The organism is Pantoea sp. Morm (assembly GCF_016643525.1).
Lineage (GTDB): Bacteria > Pseudomonadota > Gammaproteobacteria > Enterobacterales > Enterobacteriaceae > Pantoea > Pantoea dispersa.
Genome location: NZ_VOQX01000008.1, coordinates 81,962 through 97,699, shown reverse-complemented (window position 1 = coordinate 97,699; position 15,738 = coordinate 81,962). Strand labels below are relative to the sequence as shown.

Annotated in this window: 17 protein-coding genes and 1 pseudogene; 8 read left to right on the top strand and 10 right to left on the bottom strand. The window is 49.6% G+C overall.

Annotation, left to right across the window (positions count from 1 at the left end):
* The first annotated feature begins 305 nt into the window (after window positions 1-305).
* The 3 genes from FT726_RS05075 (at window position 306) to FT726_RS05065 (ending at window position 2,479) form a co-directional block, all read left to right on the top strand.
* Window positions 306-773: a hypothetical protein gene (locus FT726_RS05075; protein WP_346302519.1), complete on the top strand. Its 468-nt coding sequence runs from the start codon at window positions 306-308 to the stop codon at window positions 771-773.
* Between the two features lie 4 nt (window positions 774-777).
* The gene (locus FT726_RS05070; RefSeq protein WP_346302531.1) at window positions 778-1,401 is read left to right on the top strand and encodes a recombinase family protein; all 624 of its coding nucleotides are present in this window, start codon (window positions 778-780) and stop codon (window positions 1,399-1,401) included.
* Window positions 1,402-1,597: 196 nt separating this feature from the next.
* Window positions 1,598-2,479 carry a hypothetical protein gene (locus FT726_RS05065; RefSeq protein ID WP_346302518.1) on the top strand — a complete coding sequence of 294 codons (882 nt, stop codon included), beginning with the start codon at window positions 1,598-1,600 and terminating at the stop codon, window positions 2,477-2,479.
* Between the two features lie 240 nt (window positions 2,480-2,719).
* On the opposite strand, the gene umuC is transcribed toward FT726_RS05065, so the two are convergent.
* The 3 genes from umuC to FT726_RS05050 are packed head-to-tail and all read right to left on the bottom strand — an operon-like array spanning window position 2,720 to window position 4,565.
* Window positions 2,720-3,982: a translesion error-prone DNA polymerase V subunit UmuC gene (umuC, locus tag FT726_RS05060; RefSeq protein ID WP_346302517.1), complete on the bottom strand. Its 1,263-nt coding sequence runs from the start codon at window positions 3,980-3,982 to the stop codon at window positions 2,720-2,722.
* A 2-nt stretch (window positions 3,983-3,984) separates the two neighbouring features.
* The gene (locus FT726_RS05055; protein ID WP_346302516.1) at window positions 3,985-4,362 is read right to left on the bottom strand and encodes a S24 family peptidase; all 378 of its coding nucleotides are present in this window, start codon (window positions 4,360-4,362) and stop codon (window positions 3,985-3,987) included.
* A 32-nt stretch (window positions 4,363-4,394) separates the two neighbouring features.
* A complete protein-coding gene (locus tag FT726_RS05050; RefSeq protein WP_346302515.1) occupies window positions 4,395-4,565 on the bottom strand; it encodes a hypothetical protein in 171 nt (56 codons plus the stop codon).
* Between the two features lie 271 nt (window positions 4,566-4,836).
* Between FT726_RS05050 and FT726_RS05045 the strand changes: the two genes are divergently transcribed.
* Both FT726_RS05045 and FT726_RS05040 read left to right on the top strand, forming a co-directional pair.
* Window positions 4,837-5,169 carry a hypothetical protein gene (locus tag FT726_RS05045; RefSeq protein WP_346302514.1) on the top strand — a complete coding sequence of 111 codons (333 nt, stop codon included), beginning with the start codon at window positions 4,837-4,839 and terminating at the stop codon, window positions 5,167-5,169.
* Window positions 5,111-5,833, top strand: a complete 723-nt coding sequence (locus tag FT726_RS05040) for a replication initiation protein (RefSeq protein WP_346302513.1) — start codon at window positions 5,111-5,113, stop codon at window positions 5,831-5,833. The genes FT726_RS05045 and FT726_RS05040 overlap by 59 nt, the downstream gene beginning before the upstream one ends.
* A gap of 677 nt (window positions 5,834-6,510) precedes the next feature.
* Here FT726_RS05040 and FT726_RS05035 read toward each other — a convergent pair.
* From FT726_RS05035 to FT726_RS05025, 3 genes and pseudogenes are all read right to left on the bottom strand, one after another.
* Window positions 6,511-7,326, bottom strand: a complete 816-nt coding sequence (locus FT726_RS05035; protein ID WP_346302512.1) for a hypothetical protein — start codon at window positions 7,324-7,326, stop codon at window positions 6,511-6,513.
* Window positions 7,327-7,436: 110 nt separating this feature from the next.
* Window positions 7,437-7,764: pseudogene (locus FT726_RS05030) on the bottom strand (DNA polymerase V subunit UmuC); the annotation flags it as partial.
* A gap of 2 nt (window positions 7,765-7,766) precedes the next feature.
* Window positions 7,767-8,078, bottom strand: a complete 312-nt coding sequence (locus FT726_RS05025; protein ID WP_346302511.1) for a hypothetical protein — start codon at window positions 8,076-8,078, stop codon at window positions 7,767-7,769.
* A gap of 933 nt (window positions 8,079-9,011) precedes the next feature.
* Between FT726_RS05025 and FT726_RS05020 the strand changes: the two genes are divergently transcribed.
* The 3 genes from FT726_RS05020 to FT726_RS05010 all read left to right on the top strand — a co-directional run bounded on the left by FT726_RS05020 (window position 9,012) and on the right by FT726_RS05010 (window position 12,546).
* Window positions 9,012-10,139, top strand: a complete 1,128-nt coding sequence (locus FT726_RS05020) for a hypothetical protein (RefSeq protein WP_346302510.1) — start codon at window positions 9,012-9,014, stop codon at window positions 10,137-10,139.
* Between the two features lie 316 nt (window positions 10,140-10,455).
* Window positions 10,456-11,007, top strand: coding sequence for a GNAT family N-acetyltransferase (locus tag FT726_RS05015; protein WP_346302509.1), 552 nt, complete (start codon window positions 10,456-10,458; stop codon window positions 11,005-11,007).
* A 114-nt stretch (window positions 11,008-11,121) separates the two neighbouring features.
* Entirely contained in the window at window positions 11,122-12,546 is a 1,425-nt protein-coding gene (locus FT726_RS05010) for a trehalose-6-phosphate synthase (RefSeq protein WP_346302508.1), read from the top strand.
* A 180-nt stretch (window positions 12,547-12,726) separates the two neighbouring features.
* Here FT726_RS05010 and FT726_RS05005 read toward each other — a convergent pair whose 3' ends face one another.
* The 4 genes from FT726_RS05005 to FT726_RS04990 are packed head-to-tail and all read right to left on the bottom strand — an operon-like array spanning window position 12,727 to window position 15,467.
* Entirely contained in the window at window positions 12,727-13,053 is a 327-nt protein-coding gene (locus tag FT726_RS05005) for a hypothetical protein (protein ID WP_346302507.1), read from the bottom strand.
* On the bottom strand, window positions 13,050-13,505 hold the full coding sequence (locus FT726_RS05000; RefSeq protein ID WP_346302506.1) for a hypothetical protein: 456 nt from the start codon (window positions 13,503-13,505) through the stop codon (window positions 13,050-13,052). The genes FT726_RS05005 and FT726_RS05000 overlap by 4 nt, the downstream gene beginning before the upstream one ends.
* Complete coding sequence (locus tag FT726_RS04995) at window positions 13,502-14,605, bottom strand: ParB/RepB/Spo0J family partition protein (RefSeq protein WP_346302505.1); 1,104 nt, start codon at window positions 14,603-14,605, stop codon at window positions 13,502-13,504. The genes FT726_RS05000 and FT726_RS04995 overlap by 4 nt, the downstream gene beginning before the upstream one ends.
* Window positions 14,592-15,467: a ParA family protein gene (locus tag FT726_RS04990; RefSeq protein WP_346302504.1), complete on the bottom strand. Its 876-nt coding sequence runs from the start codon at window positions 15,465-15,467 to the stop codon at window positions 14,592-14,594. Before FT726_RS04990 ends, FT726_RS04995 begins: the two co-directional genes overlap by 14 nt.
* Window positions 15,468-15,738 lie beyond the last annotated feature (271 nt).

The following is a 15,738-nucleotide window of genomic DNA, read 5'->3' as shown; positions in this document are numbered from 1 at the left end:
GCTTCGCACGTTAAATATTAGCTCACTATTTAATCGCCTTAATGATGATAGATGGTGGAAAACTTAATAAAGCTAATTTTAATACACACAAAAACTATAACATGTATAACAATAACGTATGCAACTATAACATGGATTTAACCTTTGTTTTTGTGTGTGTATTTTTGAGAAAAGGACATTTTAGATAGCCAAAAATTAGATGGCCAATTTAAACCGATTATTGTTATTATTGGCCTGTAAAAACAAACAGGCCAATTAAGGTATACTTAATTTAGCCATCACATTAATGTTAAACAGGGTACTTCATGACACACACTGTTCAGGATGTTCTAGATTCAGCAAAAAATGAGCACATCGTGATTACGCACGAGCAGGCACAAAGAATTTTGAGCGGACAAAAGGTCTGCGGATTATTTTATTGCATCAGATGGAATGAACGTGAAGGCCGAATTTACGTTGAGCCAAAGCCACCAATAATTTCCCTTAAACCCAAAGCTCAGATCGTAAAAGACCTAGAAAAGATGGAGGAGGAGAAAAAAAACAAAGAGGAAAAAGACAAAACTCTCAAAAGCTTACTATCAATGTATGATTCTGATTTTATTGAAAAATTATTAAGTATCGATGCAGATATTCTAGAAAATTTAAATACATTTTTATGGACTTTGGGTGAGAGTTCCCTAGGCGGTCAAGAGTTCAAAGAAGTCGCAGAGGCCGAGCTTAAGGCTAGAAAAGAACCTACCAATACTCATACACACACTAAACCCGGTATTTAAGATGATGAATGTTGCCAGGGTTTATCTTCGGGTTAGTACCAATGAACAGGAACTCACACGGCAGAACAGCATCATTGAAGATGCGCGTAGCAAGGGCTTCTATATCGCGGGTGTCTATAAAGAAAAGGCATCTGGTGCCAGATTAGACCGCCCTGAACTCCAACGCATGATTGCTGATATTCAACCCGACGAGGTGATCGTTGCCGAGAAAATTGACCGCATCAGCCGTCTTCCTCTGAGCGAGGCTGAGCAGCTTATCGGTTCGATAAAGGCCAAAGGGGCAAAGCTGGCCATCCCCGGCATAGTGGATCTGTCTGAGCTGGCTGCAAGCCAGGACGGCGTGTCCAGAATCGTACTCGAGTCCGTTCAGGACATGCTGCTTAAGGTAGCCTTGCAGACGGCGCGTGACGACTACGAAACCCGAAGGGAAAGGCAGCGACAGGGCGTTGAGTTGGCAAAGGCTTCGGGTAAATACAAAGGGAGAAAGCCAGACAACAAAACGCACGAACGTATTATTGCGCTTCGTTCATCCGGCATGACAATAGGTCGGACGGCCATACTGGCTGGCTGTAGCATCAGCCAGGTAAAACGAATCTGGTCGATTTATAACACTGATAAATCCGTTTAGCAGATATACAGCTATCAAGTTGTATGGTCAGGATAGTCAGTCGTGGGCGGGCAGAGCATATTGCAGCAGCCCTAGATGCGAAGAAAATTGAATAAAGGTGAACAACCATAGAGGAGCGCTGATTGCTTGGTTCCATAGCTGCATAGACCCTAGAAAGATTTTTAGTAACAGCCATAACTGCATAAGGATATAAAAAATGAAACTGTATCACTTTACAGGAGTTGCAATGCTGCACAGTATTTTGACGTCGGAAGGAATAAATAAAGGTTATTTCCATCTGAGTGATGGAAAAATTCTTTATGGCCATAGCTGGTACACTTCCTACCCATTGCCCTATGGCCACGGCTTAGTAGATGGCACAGAAGTACTCACCAAAAGCGATAAAGATTTTCTATTAAAAGCAGGAGGTCAGGATGCTAACAGCCCGGTAAGAGGCACTCATAACAAACGACTTATCCGACTGACAGTAGATTCAGCCTGGCTCAAGCAGCAAGATACGTTTTACCCTTTTAAAAAACTTTTACGCGAATATCAGCAACCGACACTATGGGGTACGGTACTTGGCATTCAGGGCTGGGTTAAAACCGAGAATCTTTCTGATAGTGAACTCAAGAGATGGACAAAGAGCCCTAAACTGAAGCATGACACATGGTATATTCATACAGAAACGCTACCCATTGAGCGTATTCTTTCCGTTGAGTTTATGGAAAAACCTGATGTATACGTTCCCTATGACTTCGAGTTGCATGGACGTTCAGAGCTTGAAAAATCAGGTCTGTACTCTATTACTCTCGAGCAGTTTAAAGAACTGAACGGAATTTTGCAGGAAGAAGACTTTACAGGCGGGGAAGTTCTTATTATATGCCATGATCCTGACGTTGAACCGGCTATTGTTTTCAGAAAACGGAACAGTGCGCATGTTTTCGCTATTGGTGACGGCAGACTCATGGGGAGTCAGGGTTCTAAATTCATTCCTGAGTCTCTGAAAACAATATCGGAGTGGGTTAAGCAAAACTCTGATCAGTTGATGACATTATGGAACAGGAGTAGGGAAAATTTACTGAAATACGATGCCTGATATCCCTCTCTGGCCTGCTAGCTTCTGGGAGTATAAGTTGTAGCATATCCTTAAGGATGAAGAGTCCTGGATAATTCCAGCTTACTTTAACTGTAATACAGGCCAGACAACTATCCGCGCCGCTGTAATCAGTCACTAAATATTCTGAGCATCAGAACGCAGAATATTTTCTTTTATCCTGTTTAATCAATAACGTGGTTATTCTCACTATTGACGCTCCCTTTATACTGAGTCACACATTCACTTTAGCGCCGGTATATCTTTAAATCGGGTCGTATATCGGGGCGACAGCATTTCCCGCTTCATCTGCCAGCTGCTGTCCTGAGCCCCCTGACCCGCAAACCACACCTTTCCCCGGCCCGAGCGGTTGATGCCGTCCAGCGCCGCCATCAGCGCGTCAGCGTTGGCACGCGGCAGCTGCTCGCTGAACATATCGAACTGCGCCACGCCTGACTGATAAAAGTCACCCAGCATGACGCCAGCCTTCGCGTACCTGTATCCGTCACGCCAGATGGTGCTCAGTCCCCGCAGGGCTGAGTCAATGATGTCCCGCGTATCGTTCGTCGGATAGTCGCAGATGCACGATGCCGTGTTCGAGTACTGCGGTTCATCCCCGTGACGGCCGGTGGCAATCGATACGCTGATGTGTCGGCAGCGCGAGTCCTGCTCCCTGAGCTTCTCCGCCGCGCGCGTGGCGTAAAGCACCACCGCCTGCTGCATGTCCTCCAGACGCGTGACGCGCTGCCCGAAGGATCGCGAGTTCACTATCTGCTGCTTCGGCGGCGGTGCGTCCTCAAGCGCCAGGCAGGATTCTCCGTTCAGCTCCCGCACGGTGCGCTCGGTTATGACGTCAAAGTTCTTCCGTATCATGCTGACGTTGCTGTCGGCCAGCTGTAGGGCCGTGCTGATGCCCAGCTGGCTCATGCGCACGCTGATGCGCCGCCCGATGCCCCAGACATCGCTGACGTCAGTCAGCTGCAGCAGCTTCCGCTGCCGGCTCCGGTCGGACAAATCCACCACGCCCTGAGTCTTCGTCCACTTTTTGGCCGCGTGGTTGGCGAGCTTCGCCAGCGTTTTGGTCGGCCCGAAGCCCACGCCGATCATCAGCCCCGTTTCCTGCCGGATGCGCGCACGCATCTGCTGGCCGAACGACTCCAGCGGGATCAGGCTGCCAATCCCGGTCACGTCCAGAAAGCTCTCATCGATGGAATAGACTTCCTGCCCCGCCGCCATCTCTCCCAGTATGGCCATCATGCGCGCCGACATGTCACCGTACAGCTCGTAGTTGGAGCTGAACACGTGCACGCCGTTCTCGCGGAAGAAACGCTCGTTCTGAAACAGCGGGGCGGCCATTTTAATGCCCATGCGCTTCACCTCTGCCGAGCGCGCAATCACGCACCCGTCGTTGTTAGAGACGACGACGATGGGTTTGCCGCGCAGGTCGGGCCGGAACACGGTTTCGCAGGAGGCATAAAACTTGTTGGCATCCGCAAGGGCAAACATGGTCACTCTCCGGCGGGTCCGCTGAATCCCGGCCCGGCCACGTCGGTGAGGGCACAGGCCACAACGCCCCAGACCGGCAGCGGCTGGCTCACGTCGATCAGCGTGACGGTTTCATCCGCATCCGGCGCCTGCAGGGCGGGAACGGGTTTGAGCAGCAGGCGCCGCAGCGTGAGCTCGCCTTCCACCTTGGCAACAATGAGCTGGCCATGCGTCGCGGTCAGCGCCCGGTCGATGGCCAGCACTGAACCTTTCACGATGCCGTGGTCAGGAAAATCGCTGTCGCCGCGCATCAGACAGGTGGAATAAGGGGAGAGGCTGACGAGGTCTCCCAGGTTCAGGCGCGTCTCTCTGTAATTCTGGGCCGGGCTCTGGAAGGCCATTCATTTGCTCCGTTGTAACCGGCACGTCAGCCTTACCGGTTGTTCCAGTTACCTTCCGCACCCAGTGCCGGCTTGTGGCGCGGATGCTCGCGCTCTGCAGTAGCCGATCCTGCTAAGGATCCACACCCGGCAGGGTTAAGTGGCCAGTCATACACCATTTCCGCTCTGACGGTGGGCTGCCTCAGTATCTGATAGTAATTCATATGTGCTCCTTACAGGACCTGTGTACGACACGTAGAGATCAGATTAACTCTTTGATATCAGTATAAACGGCGAACTCATACTTTCTCCGGATTATTGATCTGCTTTCAATTCTGTAACGCTCGCCGCAGGTCATGACCGAGCCTGCTCGCGAATGACCGAGGAAGCGAAACGTCATCCGTATCTATATCTTCTGCTTACGCACGTTTTCCATATCAAAGAAGTTATACACAATGTCCACAGGTCCAGATTTTAATAAATTTTCAGCATTTTATGTTTTTTAGGCTTTTTAGTGCGCTTGTAAGCCTTGCTGCGCAAGGGCTTTACTGGATCATTTGTGGGATCCCGCACAATTTCGCATGGGATCCGGCACAAGTTTTTGTGGGATCATTAGCATGTTCAGATGGGAAAGGCATCAACACGCTGTGGGAAAGACATCAAGTTAGAAGTCAGCTTATTCACATGTTGATAAGTGAGAGATTAAGCGTTGCAATTTCATCTCCTGATGCGATTATGGGTAATTATTTTTTACCCATAAAGGTTTCTGATGAGCACTGTTTCGCTGAAAAGATTCAAAAAAAAGGTAAGTATCAAGCAGTCCAATGAGCTGACGGAAGCGGCTTATTACCTTCCTCTTCAGGCTAAACGTGTACTGTGGCTCTGCCTTATGCAGGCTTATTTCAGCGAGGCTTCTGATGATCACGAATCCGATGTGTTGCCTCTCTTCAGCGTCAGCGTTTCGGACTATGTTAAGTATTTTAATGTTGCTACCGCTGTGGCCAGCCGTGACGTCAAAGCTGGTGTTAAGGCGCTGGGTGAATCCACGGTGACCTTCTATCCGAGGGATGGGGAGTTTGAACAGGTCACGCGTCCGTGGCTGTCAGAGGCGGGCATGAAGCGTGGCAGGGGCTCATGGCAGATAGAGTTTAACTATAAGGTGATGCCTTTCCTTGTTGGCCTTTCATCTCAGTTTACTACCTATTCCCTTTATGACTGTGGCCAGCTCAACAGCGTGAAGGTTATTCGCCTCTATGAAAGCCTCTGCCAGTTTCGCAGCACCGGCACATGGATAACGGATCATGAATGGCTCTGTGAACGCTTTATGCTCGCGGACTCGCAGCGCTCAAATAAAGCTGAGATGAAGCGTACATTTCTTGAACCGGCTATAAAAAAAATCAACGAGAAAACACCCTTGCGGGTCAGCTATCGCACTCAGGATGACGGCCGGCTGCTGTTCAGCGTAATGGATAAGCCTTTGGCCTTAGGTTGATAGCTTTAAAGTTGACCTTTTTCCCATACAGCCTTGAAGTTGATGCTTTTCCCACAATTGCTCTGCGTCAGACATGACGTGTTTCCCATGCCTGCATTAAATATCTCATTTTTTTACTGCTAATTACTGTGCCCGGAGTCTGTCAGCCGCAGATATGAGTATAAAGTTGACCTTTTTCCCACACCAGCTGCTTTGCAAAAGCGCGATCCAGCGGATATATGTGCGCAGAGTTAAAGTTGATGTAATTCCCACAGTCCCATAGTCCTTAAGAAGGAAATGTTCGTAGATATGGAAACTTGATGCATTTCCCACATGGCTGCAGAACTGTTTAAGTAAGACGTCAACTCCGCACAACTTGACATGTTTCCCATAGTCGTTCCCCCACTGACCTGTCTTCCATACGGGTATTTGTCAACCCTGTCTGCCGGTATCAAGAATAGCTTTCAGGCAATTTATCTTCCGCTGTTAAATGACGCTACAGCTGCTAACAGAGCAGGGCTAACGATTAACCCGGTATTGCTGGCCTCAACTCCGATATTCACATAAATCCGTTTTTTCTATCGGTTCGCCTCAGGCTGACTCTGAAGCGCAGCAGCGGCATATTCAGTGTAGGAATGGCAAAATTGCTCCAGCAGATACAGGTCAGGCCTGCATCCAGCCACATCACTAATCGCCCCTTACCGTGTTGTGGCGGAGACACTTGTCTGAAGCCGCATAAGCTGCCAAAAGTACGTCTTTGCATTTTGCGCAAAACACGATTCAGCCGCGTATAGGTTTCTTCTCCGGGCAAAGCTTCCGGCGCAGCTGTCGCCGTCAGCGAGGCACGCTGCCCCCCCCACCCAGATGATCAGCGCCAGCGCGGTCAGCGCGCCTATCACAGCAAACGCGGCGGAATAAGAATAATGCGAAATCAGCGTGCCCGTCATGTCCGGGCTCAGGGCAGCGCCGGCTCCCTGCATGAGCAGGATAAAGCTCTGGCCGGCATTGGTGTGCCCTTTACCGTCGAGCCCCCTGACAACAAAGCCCGGCACGGCAACCCCCAGAAGCCCGGCCGCCACTCCGTCCAGTACCTGTATAACGGGCATGAACGCAATGTAGTCGCCGAGGGAGTCCACTGCGGCCCGCATGGGCAGGATACTCAGGGCCGCGGTGATGAGAGTAAGGTAGCGCGTTCTCGGCGCCCGGCGCGCGGCATACAGCGCGACCGGGTCATTACGGCCTGCGAAATTATCACGGTGGCCGCAGCAAACACGCCCGGATTTATTCCCGCCGCCGATGAGCAGTGCGGGCTCGCTAAGGAGCACAGACAGGCGCGGAAGGGCAGCGCTGCCGGCGTCCGCTTTCAGCCCGCATGCAAGCCGGTTATCAACGTCGCGTTCGCGCATCCCAATCACACAGGTCGTAACTAGCAGGGCCGTCACCGTCATCAGCAAAAGTACGGCGCCGGTTCCCCAGAACCAGACAGAGGCGCCTGCCACCGCGGCCGCCGTCATGTTATCCGCATGGTTAAACGCTTCGTTTCTGCGCGTCTGATGACCAAATTTTTCAGGCCCCGACAGGCCAGCATCATGGCAGTCATCAGGATAGCAATGAACGCGGCCGCCAGCCCGGTCACGTCCAGAAAGCTCTCATCTATGGAATAGACTTTCTGCCTCGCCTCCATCTCTCCCGGTATGGCCATCATGCGCGCCGACATGTCACCGTACAGCTCGTAGTTGGAGCTGAACACGTGCACGCCGCTCTCGCGGAAGAAACGCTCGTTCTGAAACCGCGGGCAGCCATTTTAATGCATATGCGCTGCGCCTCTGCCGAGCGCGCAATCACACACCCGTCGTTGTTAGAGACGACGACGATGGGGTGCCGCGCAGGTCGGGACGGAACACGGTTTCGCAGGGGTCATAAAAGTTGTTGGCATCCGCAAGGGCAAACATGGTCACTCTCCGGCGGGTCCGCTGAATCCCGGCCCGGCCACGTCGGTGAGGGCACAGGCCACCACATCCCAGACCGGCAGCGGCTGGCTCACGTCGATCAGCGTGACGGTTTCATCCGCATCCGGCGCCTGCAGGGCGGGAACGGGGTTGAGCAGCAGACGCTGCAGCGTCAGTTCGCCTTCCACCACGGCACCATGCGTCGCGGCCAGCACACGGTCGATGGCCTGCACTGAACCTTTCGCAATGCCGGCGTCAGAAAATCGCTGTCGCTGCGCATCAGACAGGTGGAATAGGGGAGAGGCTGACGAGGTCACCCAGGTTCAGGCGCGTCTCACTGTAATTCTGGGCCGGGCTCTTGAAGGCCATTCATTTGCTCCGTTGTAACCGGCACGCCAGCCGTACCGGTTGGTAAAGTCAGCTTACGGACTCATTGCCGGCGGGGCGGCGCTGAGGCTCGTTCTCTGCAGTAGCTTATCCTGCCACGGATCCACATCCGCCAGGGATAAGCCGCGGGCAGGGTCAGCAGCTTTTGCCACTGTGAGGCAGCGAGCCCCCATTCTTCCGCCATCTCTGCCCTGACGGCAGGCTGACTGAGCTTCTGATAGAAATTCATTCACTGCTCCTGAAAATGTAGCCATCCTCAGCGTACTCATGAAAATGTTTTTAGAGCAAGACCGGGTAATGATGCATATGACAGGTATGATAGTTGTCAATGTGCGCTCAGAACTGCTGACTTCAGGCCGCGTAAAATCTATATCCCGCCGGTCACTGTTCAGATGATTACAAGCGTTAAAATCACAGAAGGATGATGACGCTTCTAAGAGCAACATCCATGTCGAGCTAAGTAATATCTCAAAAATTCACAAGGATTTATTCTCTCTAATAACGCCAGTAGGGCTAATGCTCTTGGTCCATCTAAACACTAGAAACACCGTCCATTCAAAATAACTGTGATGACACCCAGGGTTTTCACTTAATTCTAAGCGGGAATTTTCTGGTTATAAATAATTTTAAGACCGAAAAAATCGTCTTTTCTCGACGCTGTAAACCTGTTACCTCAAACAAAAAAGAAAATACTCTCTAAAAATTTGTAAATCCTGAAGCTAAATTCCAAAAGATTCTTTTTCTAGGGGAAAGGAAAATTAAAATATTTTAGTCACAAAAAAAGCCATAGTGAGATAAATTACCTAAGTCATAAATTGATATTTAAAAAAGATACATGAGGAAAAATAATTTAAGGATATTTTATGAAGAAAATAATCTGGTTGTTGAGTCTTATCCCTGCGATCTTGTCCATAGTAACAATAAGGACTTACCTGAGCTTCTTTGATAATGCGAATCTTTTTGCGGAGAGTCTTTCTGTTCTCTCAATTTTCAACTTCGTCTTCATCTTCATGATCCTGGTTATAGCAGCATTCGCAATAATATTTTTTATTCCGTCTGTGATCTTCATTTTGTCATTTCACTCAAATTTCAGAAAACTTCATAACCAAAATGATTTAAAGAGACGAATCTCACTATCTGCAATAACCTCCCTCGTTTTCACCATAATAATTTTCTTTTTATGGGCGTCTTTATCAGATAGATTTCACGCGTTCGAAAAATTTATAGGATGGTTTTCTTTCCTGATTAGTTTTGCAGTGATTTTCTTGATAAATTACTTTTCCGTCAGAAAGACGGTGTTAATTTCACATGAATATCAGGGTGCTAAACAAAAAAGAGAAACCGCTTTGCTCTCTTATGTAGGCGTTCCTTTTCTGATAATAACGATTATTTCTTTGTTCTTTGCATTTAGTTTTGCCATGGTCTTCGGGTGGGTGAATACCAAAATGGCAGGCGATAATATTGAGATGCTGAGCAAGGTTGCTTTACTGGTATCATTGATAGGTATTGCCAGTCTTTTTCCAGGCATGGTATATGTTTGTACCGATGCTCATATCAAAAATAGCTCGTGGCATTTCAAATTCGGAATTGTAATCGTAATGGTATGGCCACTGCTTACAGCGATGTATGTACCTTCTTTCTATCCCGTCCTTGTAGATAAAACCATAGCACTTTCCGGAATTTCTGACTGGAAAAACAGGTCCTATCAGGTCGACGAAAAAATATTTCCTCCTGAGCAATTTAACCGCACCGAGTGGAAATTGGAAACTGCTCTAAAAGGAGGTTTTTTCAAAGTAAGGGGAGTCATGGTTTATTCTCTTAACGGAATGAAATTATTATGCCCTGAATCAATAAGAGAGCCATATAAAGCTATGCTACGATTTGTACCCTGGGATCATGAGTATGATAAGAAAATGAATGATGAGCTAAAATCTGCCGCATTGTCTTGCCAGCCCTTTATCAAAGGAGGGGTAAGCAGGCTGGCTGAATAAGTATTCAATTTATCAATAACGTGATGGAGCTTCTGATACTCCATCACGTTTTAAGATTGTCATGTCGAAAAATCATTAAAGAACTATTCCTTAAATTATTTGTAACCCATCATAATCAAGGGCTTCATTTTTAATACGGAAATAAAATTTATCTATCTTGTATTATCTATTATGTATGAATAAATACATGTCGAACTATTGGTTCCTTTTTCTATTTTTTTATCCATTTACCTCTTTATTTTACAAAATTTTTATATGCCGCGCGCTTTAATGAACCTCATCAGGCGCAGATGCGCTCACGTGACAGGAAGCATGAATGAAAAACTTCAACATGACCCACGGCATTTCATCAAACGGTTCTTCAGCAGTGGCAGATCTTGCCGAGCAGCAGCGTCTTTGTTTGTTGTCACCAAGAAAATGGTTCAGGGATTCCTTTGAGGTGAGCACAGACTCCAGCCTGCTCAATCACAGACTGATTTTTCAGTGGCTCAGTGATTTAACCTCTGATGCCCGGCGTCTTGCTCTGGCGCTCAGTACGAGCCTGTGTTTCGGTCTTTACCGCAACGGGCGTCAGATTGGCTTTGCACGGGTTGTAACTGATATGGCCGAAACTGCCGTTGTCAGAGATCTGTATATATCGCAGGAATATCGTTTTATCGGGCTCGGGTCGTGGCTTCTCAGCTGCTGCATATCTCATCCCGCCGTGCGTGGGTGCCACACCGTTATCTGTTTAAGTAAAACTTCGCATGAATTTCTCGAGAAATGCGGATTCAGGAGCCATACGCTATTGCCAGACATATTCGGGCCAGACGCCGGTCACGCAGGTTACGCTGAATCAGGTCTCACGGATCACCTGTTAAGACAGTAATTCTGCGGGGAGCTTATGAGCGGAGTTATTCACTTATTGCTTCACGATACCTTCACGGGGACCTGCACCACTACCAGTAACAACCACGACCACTCCTATTCAAAGGAAAGTATCATGTCAGGTCTTATTCTGGTTTCACACAACCAGTCAAAGCGAACTACTCTTTCAGCTATTTATGAAAGCATTTTATCACGCTGTGGCGGGCTCTGGATAAGCTGGAATGGCGTCACGGAGGCTCAGGCTTCAGATGCCCTACGTGCACTCACCTTCCGGCAAAATGGTCAGTATGACACGCTCTCTTTTGCGCTCACGCCGGGAGAAGTGATGGAAGGTTATCATGATTACATACATAAAGGCCTGTGGCCGGTATTTCATCAGCGCCCCGATTTGGCACAATTTACTGCCTCAGGCCGTCGAGAATATCAGAATATCAATGAAACCTACGCAAGGGCCATCTGTGAGTACGCTATGCCAGATGACATCATCTGGATCCAGGACTACCACCTGCTTGCCTGCGCCCGATACGTGCGTGAAGCCGGGCTAACCAATCAGGTCGGGTTCTTTCTACATCAGCCTTTCCCCTCCGGTAAAGTTTTCGAAGCAGTGCCCGAGTGGCGATGGCTGGCAGAATCCCTGCTTTGCTATGATCTGATTGGCTTCCAGACGGTTCAGGACATGAATAACTTCGTCGTCTGGCTTGAAGGTGAATTTCGCATTGAACATACAGGCATCAATACTTACCGTGTTCAGGGGCGGATGGTCAGAATAGGCGTCTTTCCCGTCGGGATAGACCTTGAAGATGTCAGGTGCCTGCTGGACAGCAACAGCTGTGAGTTTATGGAGCAGCAATGCCTCAGTGATTTGCCCGGGAATACTGTTCTCAGCGGGGGCCATCTGGATGACAGTGCCGGTCTTCCTTACCGTATCAGCGCCCTTGAAGTTCTGCTCAGAACGCACCCTTCTTATCACCACAATATCACCCTGCTCCAGCTGGCATCCCCTGCAGCAGGCCATGCTCATCAATCTGAAGAAATCAGCCAGAGGCTTGAGAGCCACTGCGGTGAGTTTAACGGCACCCACGGTACCCTTGACTGGTATCCGGTAAGTTGCCTGACAAGGAGTTACAGCCGGGAGGAGCAGGCGGGGATTTACAGGGCATCGCGCGTCGCACTGGTCACTCCCCTGTCTTCAGGCATGGGCCTGATGGCTAAAATGTATGTTGCATTACAGAATCCTGATAACCCGGGCGTTTTAGTGCTGTCAAAATTCGCCGGGGCAGCGGAGCAGATGGATGGTGCAATTATTGTGAACCCATACGATCCACAGGCCATTGCGAATGCGCTGCACACCGCGTTATCTCTATCCCTGAGAGAGCGGCGTAATCTGCATTCGCGCCTGATGAAAGGACTGCATCTCAACGGTTGCCACGCCTGGGCAGAAAGATTCCTTTCAGTGCTGGAAAATACGGCTGTTGAAATGGAATGTGTTCAGTCAGAAGTAGCAAAGTCATTACTTTACAGCGGCCGGGCCCGATACTAGGTCTGAAACTTCGCATATCTATGGCGGGGCTCTGGCAGAGACCGCTGAGCTATACGCGATAGTGCAGAATGCTGCTCAGGTATGCGACTGTATGAATTGTCAGCTCAGAATCACCGTCCTGATTTACTCCCGGCCCGGCTGACAGCCGGGTCAGGAATTTATTTTGCATGCGAAATTTAGCTATCTTCTCAAAAGATCCCTCACCGCTTGAGACAGCCTGTAGTGCTGTTTTGCCCAGCGGGCATGGCAGTTCGAGGTATGTAACTCCCTAACCTGGCCGCTGCAGGGTTCCTGATAATAATAGATATGAATGACGCCGGCCCTTTCAAGTGCTGAGGCAACGGATCTGATATTCGTCCGGACAAAACCGCTGAACTGCTCATAAGCGTCCAGATCCATGCCATCCGCGCCATCATCCAGCGTGTCTGCCAGGATAAAGACAAGACTGCCGGCGAGTGAGCGACGACCGGTTGAATGCAGAATACAGTCCAGTTCATGAAAGGTCATAGATTTCCCTCAGCAATCCGATGTCTGGTCCTGTAATGCAAATCCTCCTCCATCGCCGCAGTCAGCCATCCCGCCGCAATACGAACGTCCATACCGTCAGGCAGTTTCTGGCAAAGCGACTCCAGGTCATTTGATTCGTTTAGCTTTATGAACAGTGACGCAAAACCAGCCCAGTCTTCTGACGTCTCAGGTCGCCAGCCATTATTTAAGCGGAGATCAAATGCCGCGAGCGCGGCCCAGAGTGGCGGTTTACCACGCCGACACCATTCTTCCAGCAGAGCAGAGGACACCGCAAATTCCCGCTTAATCAGGCGACGATGACAGGCATGCTCTGTCAGATGACGCGCTGCTGAGGCCAGGTCGGTTGAGCATCCTGCAATCCACTGGGTAAGAACGTCTGCGCGAAACGTGGAGGTGAGCCGGAGAAAAGGTGAGCGATGGGAACGTTTCATCCTACTACCCGCATACCTAACAGCGTGACGGCTGATGCTTCAATATGCAGCTCCCCCTGCGTCGTCCTGACCCACACCCAGCCATACTCTTCCGGTTCACGTTCAAGCATTAAAATGCCCTCGGCACCGTCAACGCTGACTACCGGAACCAGAGCCCCTGTCGATGCTAATTTATCATCCGTCAGGGAAACGCCTTTAGCTCTGCATTCTGCTTCTGAAATATTTTCCCTGTCCAGGGCAGTGTCGTCGCTATCAGGAGGGGGAGATTTCGCATGCGAAATCTCCCTGCCTGTCGGCAGAGTGACTGCGCTTCGACCTTTAAGTGTGTTCAGCTCTTTTTTTATTCTTGCCCTGGAAATGCTCTGGCCCTGTGCAATTTTGCCGATCAGATTATCTGACTTACTTTCATCAAGCGCATCCAGCTGAACAAGCATATAAGCCGAGTCCACATCGGAGATCAGGCGTTTTTGCAGCAGAGCTTTGATTTTTTCCGGCGCTGCGCTGATCCGCATATGTTTACTGACAAAGGCTGTTGGTTTTCCCAGTGCGCGGGCAATTTCCTCACCGCTCATGCCAAATTCTCTTTTCAGGGTTTCAAAAGCGAGCGCGGTGGCCAGTGGCCTGAGTCCCGATTGCTGGAGGTTCTCAATTAACTGACCCATGATGCGCTGTTTTTCATCCCGGGGGGGCCTTCCGACATAGATATCAATGAACTCGTCGCCGCGCTTTTTCATTGAGCGGACGCGGGTTGCACCAAACCAAACGCGATAGCCCTGCCGATCACGTGGAAAACAGCGGGGTGGCGTGAGGTTGCCCAGCTCACTGAAAGAATCCACCATGCCGGAGATAATCTCCTCGTCAAAGTCTCCTTCCGGTCGGACCTGTTCCACCTCGTAAATCTCGTCCGCTTTTACACGTATAATCTGACCTTCAGGTTCCGGTCCCGGTCTGGCGATCTCTGCGCGCATCGTTGTGGACTCTGGCGTTCCGACGGGTGCCGGTGCATCACGCACCCCGACACTTGCAGCCACGTCGGGCAGAGCCGGTGCATGGCCGGATTTTAGCTTGCTCAGCTGTTTCTGAAATTTACTGACGGCCATCTGCACATCCTCCGGTAAGCTCTGCAATCTTTGCTGAAAGTTCCTGATACTGGAGAGCAGGCTTGCTGGCAGGCGCATATTCCCGGATGGTCTGGCCGAGCTCTATTGCTTCCTTGGCCAGGTTCTTCACCCAGGAAATGTAGCCCAGCACCATATCCGCTCCATAATTTTTCTCGGCCAGAATGTCCAGCAACCTTTGCAGATTTTCAGTCTCGACGGCCGTCAGATACCCTTCAAGCAATGGCTGGCTGTAGTTTTGCACGCTGGTCTGCGTAACATAAGTGCCAAGGAAGCGAAGATTCGGGTTGTAGTTTTTGCGTATCCGCTGCATGTAAGAAAGCTGTTTACCTACGCCAATGCGTGAAGATTTCTCCAGAAGCGTCGGTACAAGCAGAAAGTCGGCAACAAGATGAGAAGCAATCAGCAGGTTATTATACTCCGGCGCGGAATCTATAAAAATGTAGTCATAGTTCTCCCGCAGCTGCCCTATCCTCTCTTTGAAGTCAAAGATGCAGTCCTGGGGACGGTAATTGATTTCATGCAATTCATTCGTCGAACCAATGATATGTCGGCCATCGGGAAGGACATGAGGAGTGATTTCAGTATCGGTAAAAAACAACTGATAGGCATTCGCCTCGCCAGGCGAAAACGTGTTGCCCATGGGTTCTTTATCGATCGACAGCGGTAACGCGTCCGGAAAAGTCCTTTCCGTCAGTCCTGATGTAGTATCGAAATCGATCATCAGCGTTCTGAAGCCCGCGGCCTGCAGGTTGAAAGTGATTTCATTAGTGGACTGTGATTTCACTACACCGCCCTTCTGATTACCAATGATAATCACCTTACATGGTTCATCTTTTAACACAGCTTCGTCCTTTTCAATTTCGCATGCGAAATATGGATGGTGGCGCGTCGCTGACCAGGTAATGAAGCAAGGACTAATTATGTCCTTAAGTCTGGCGTTTCGCCCTAAACGTAACCGGCTCGCCCGGTTAACTCGGCCAGTATCCGTTAAGGGAAATAAAGAATCAACAATGATTCTTTAAAATTTCGCATGCGAAATCCCTGATTTATCACCTCTAGTGGAAACATCCCCGAAAGAACATTTAAACTGAGCGCGCCTGAAAAGTTAGGGA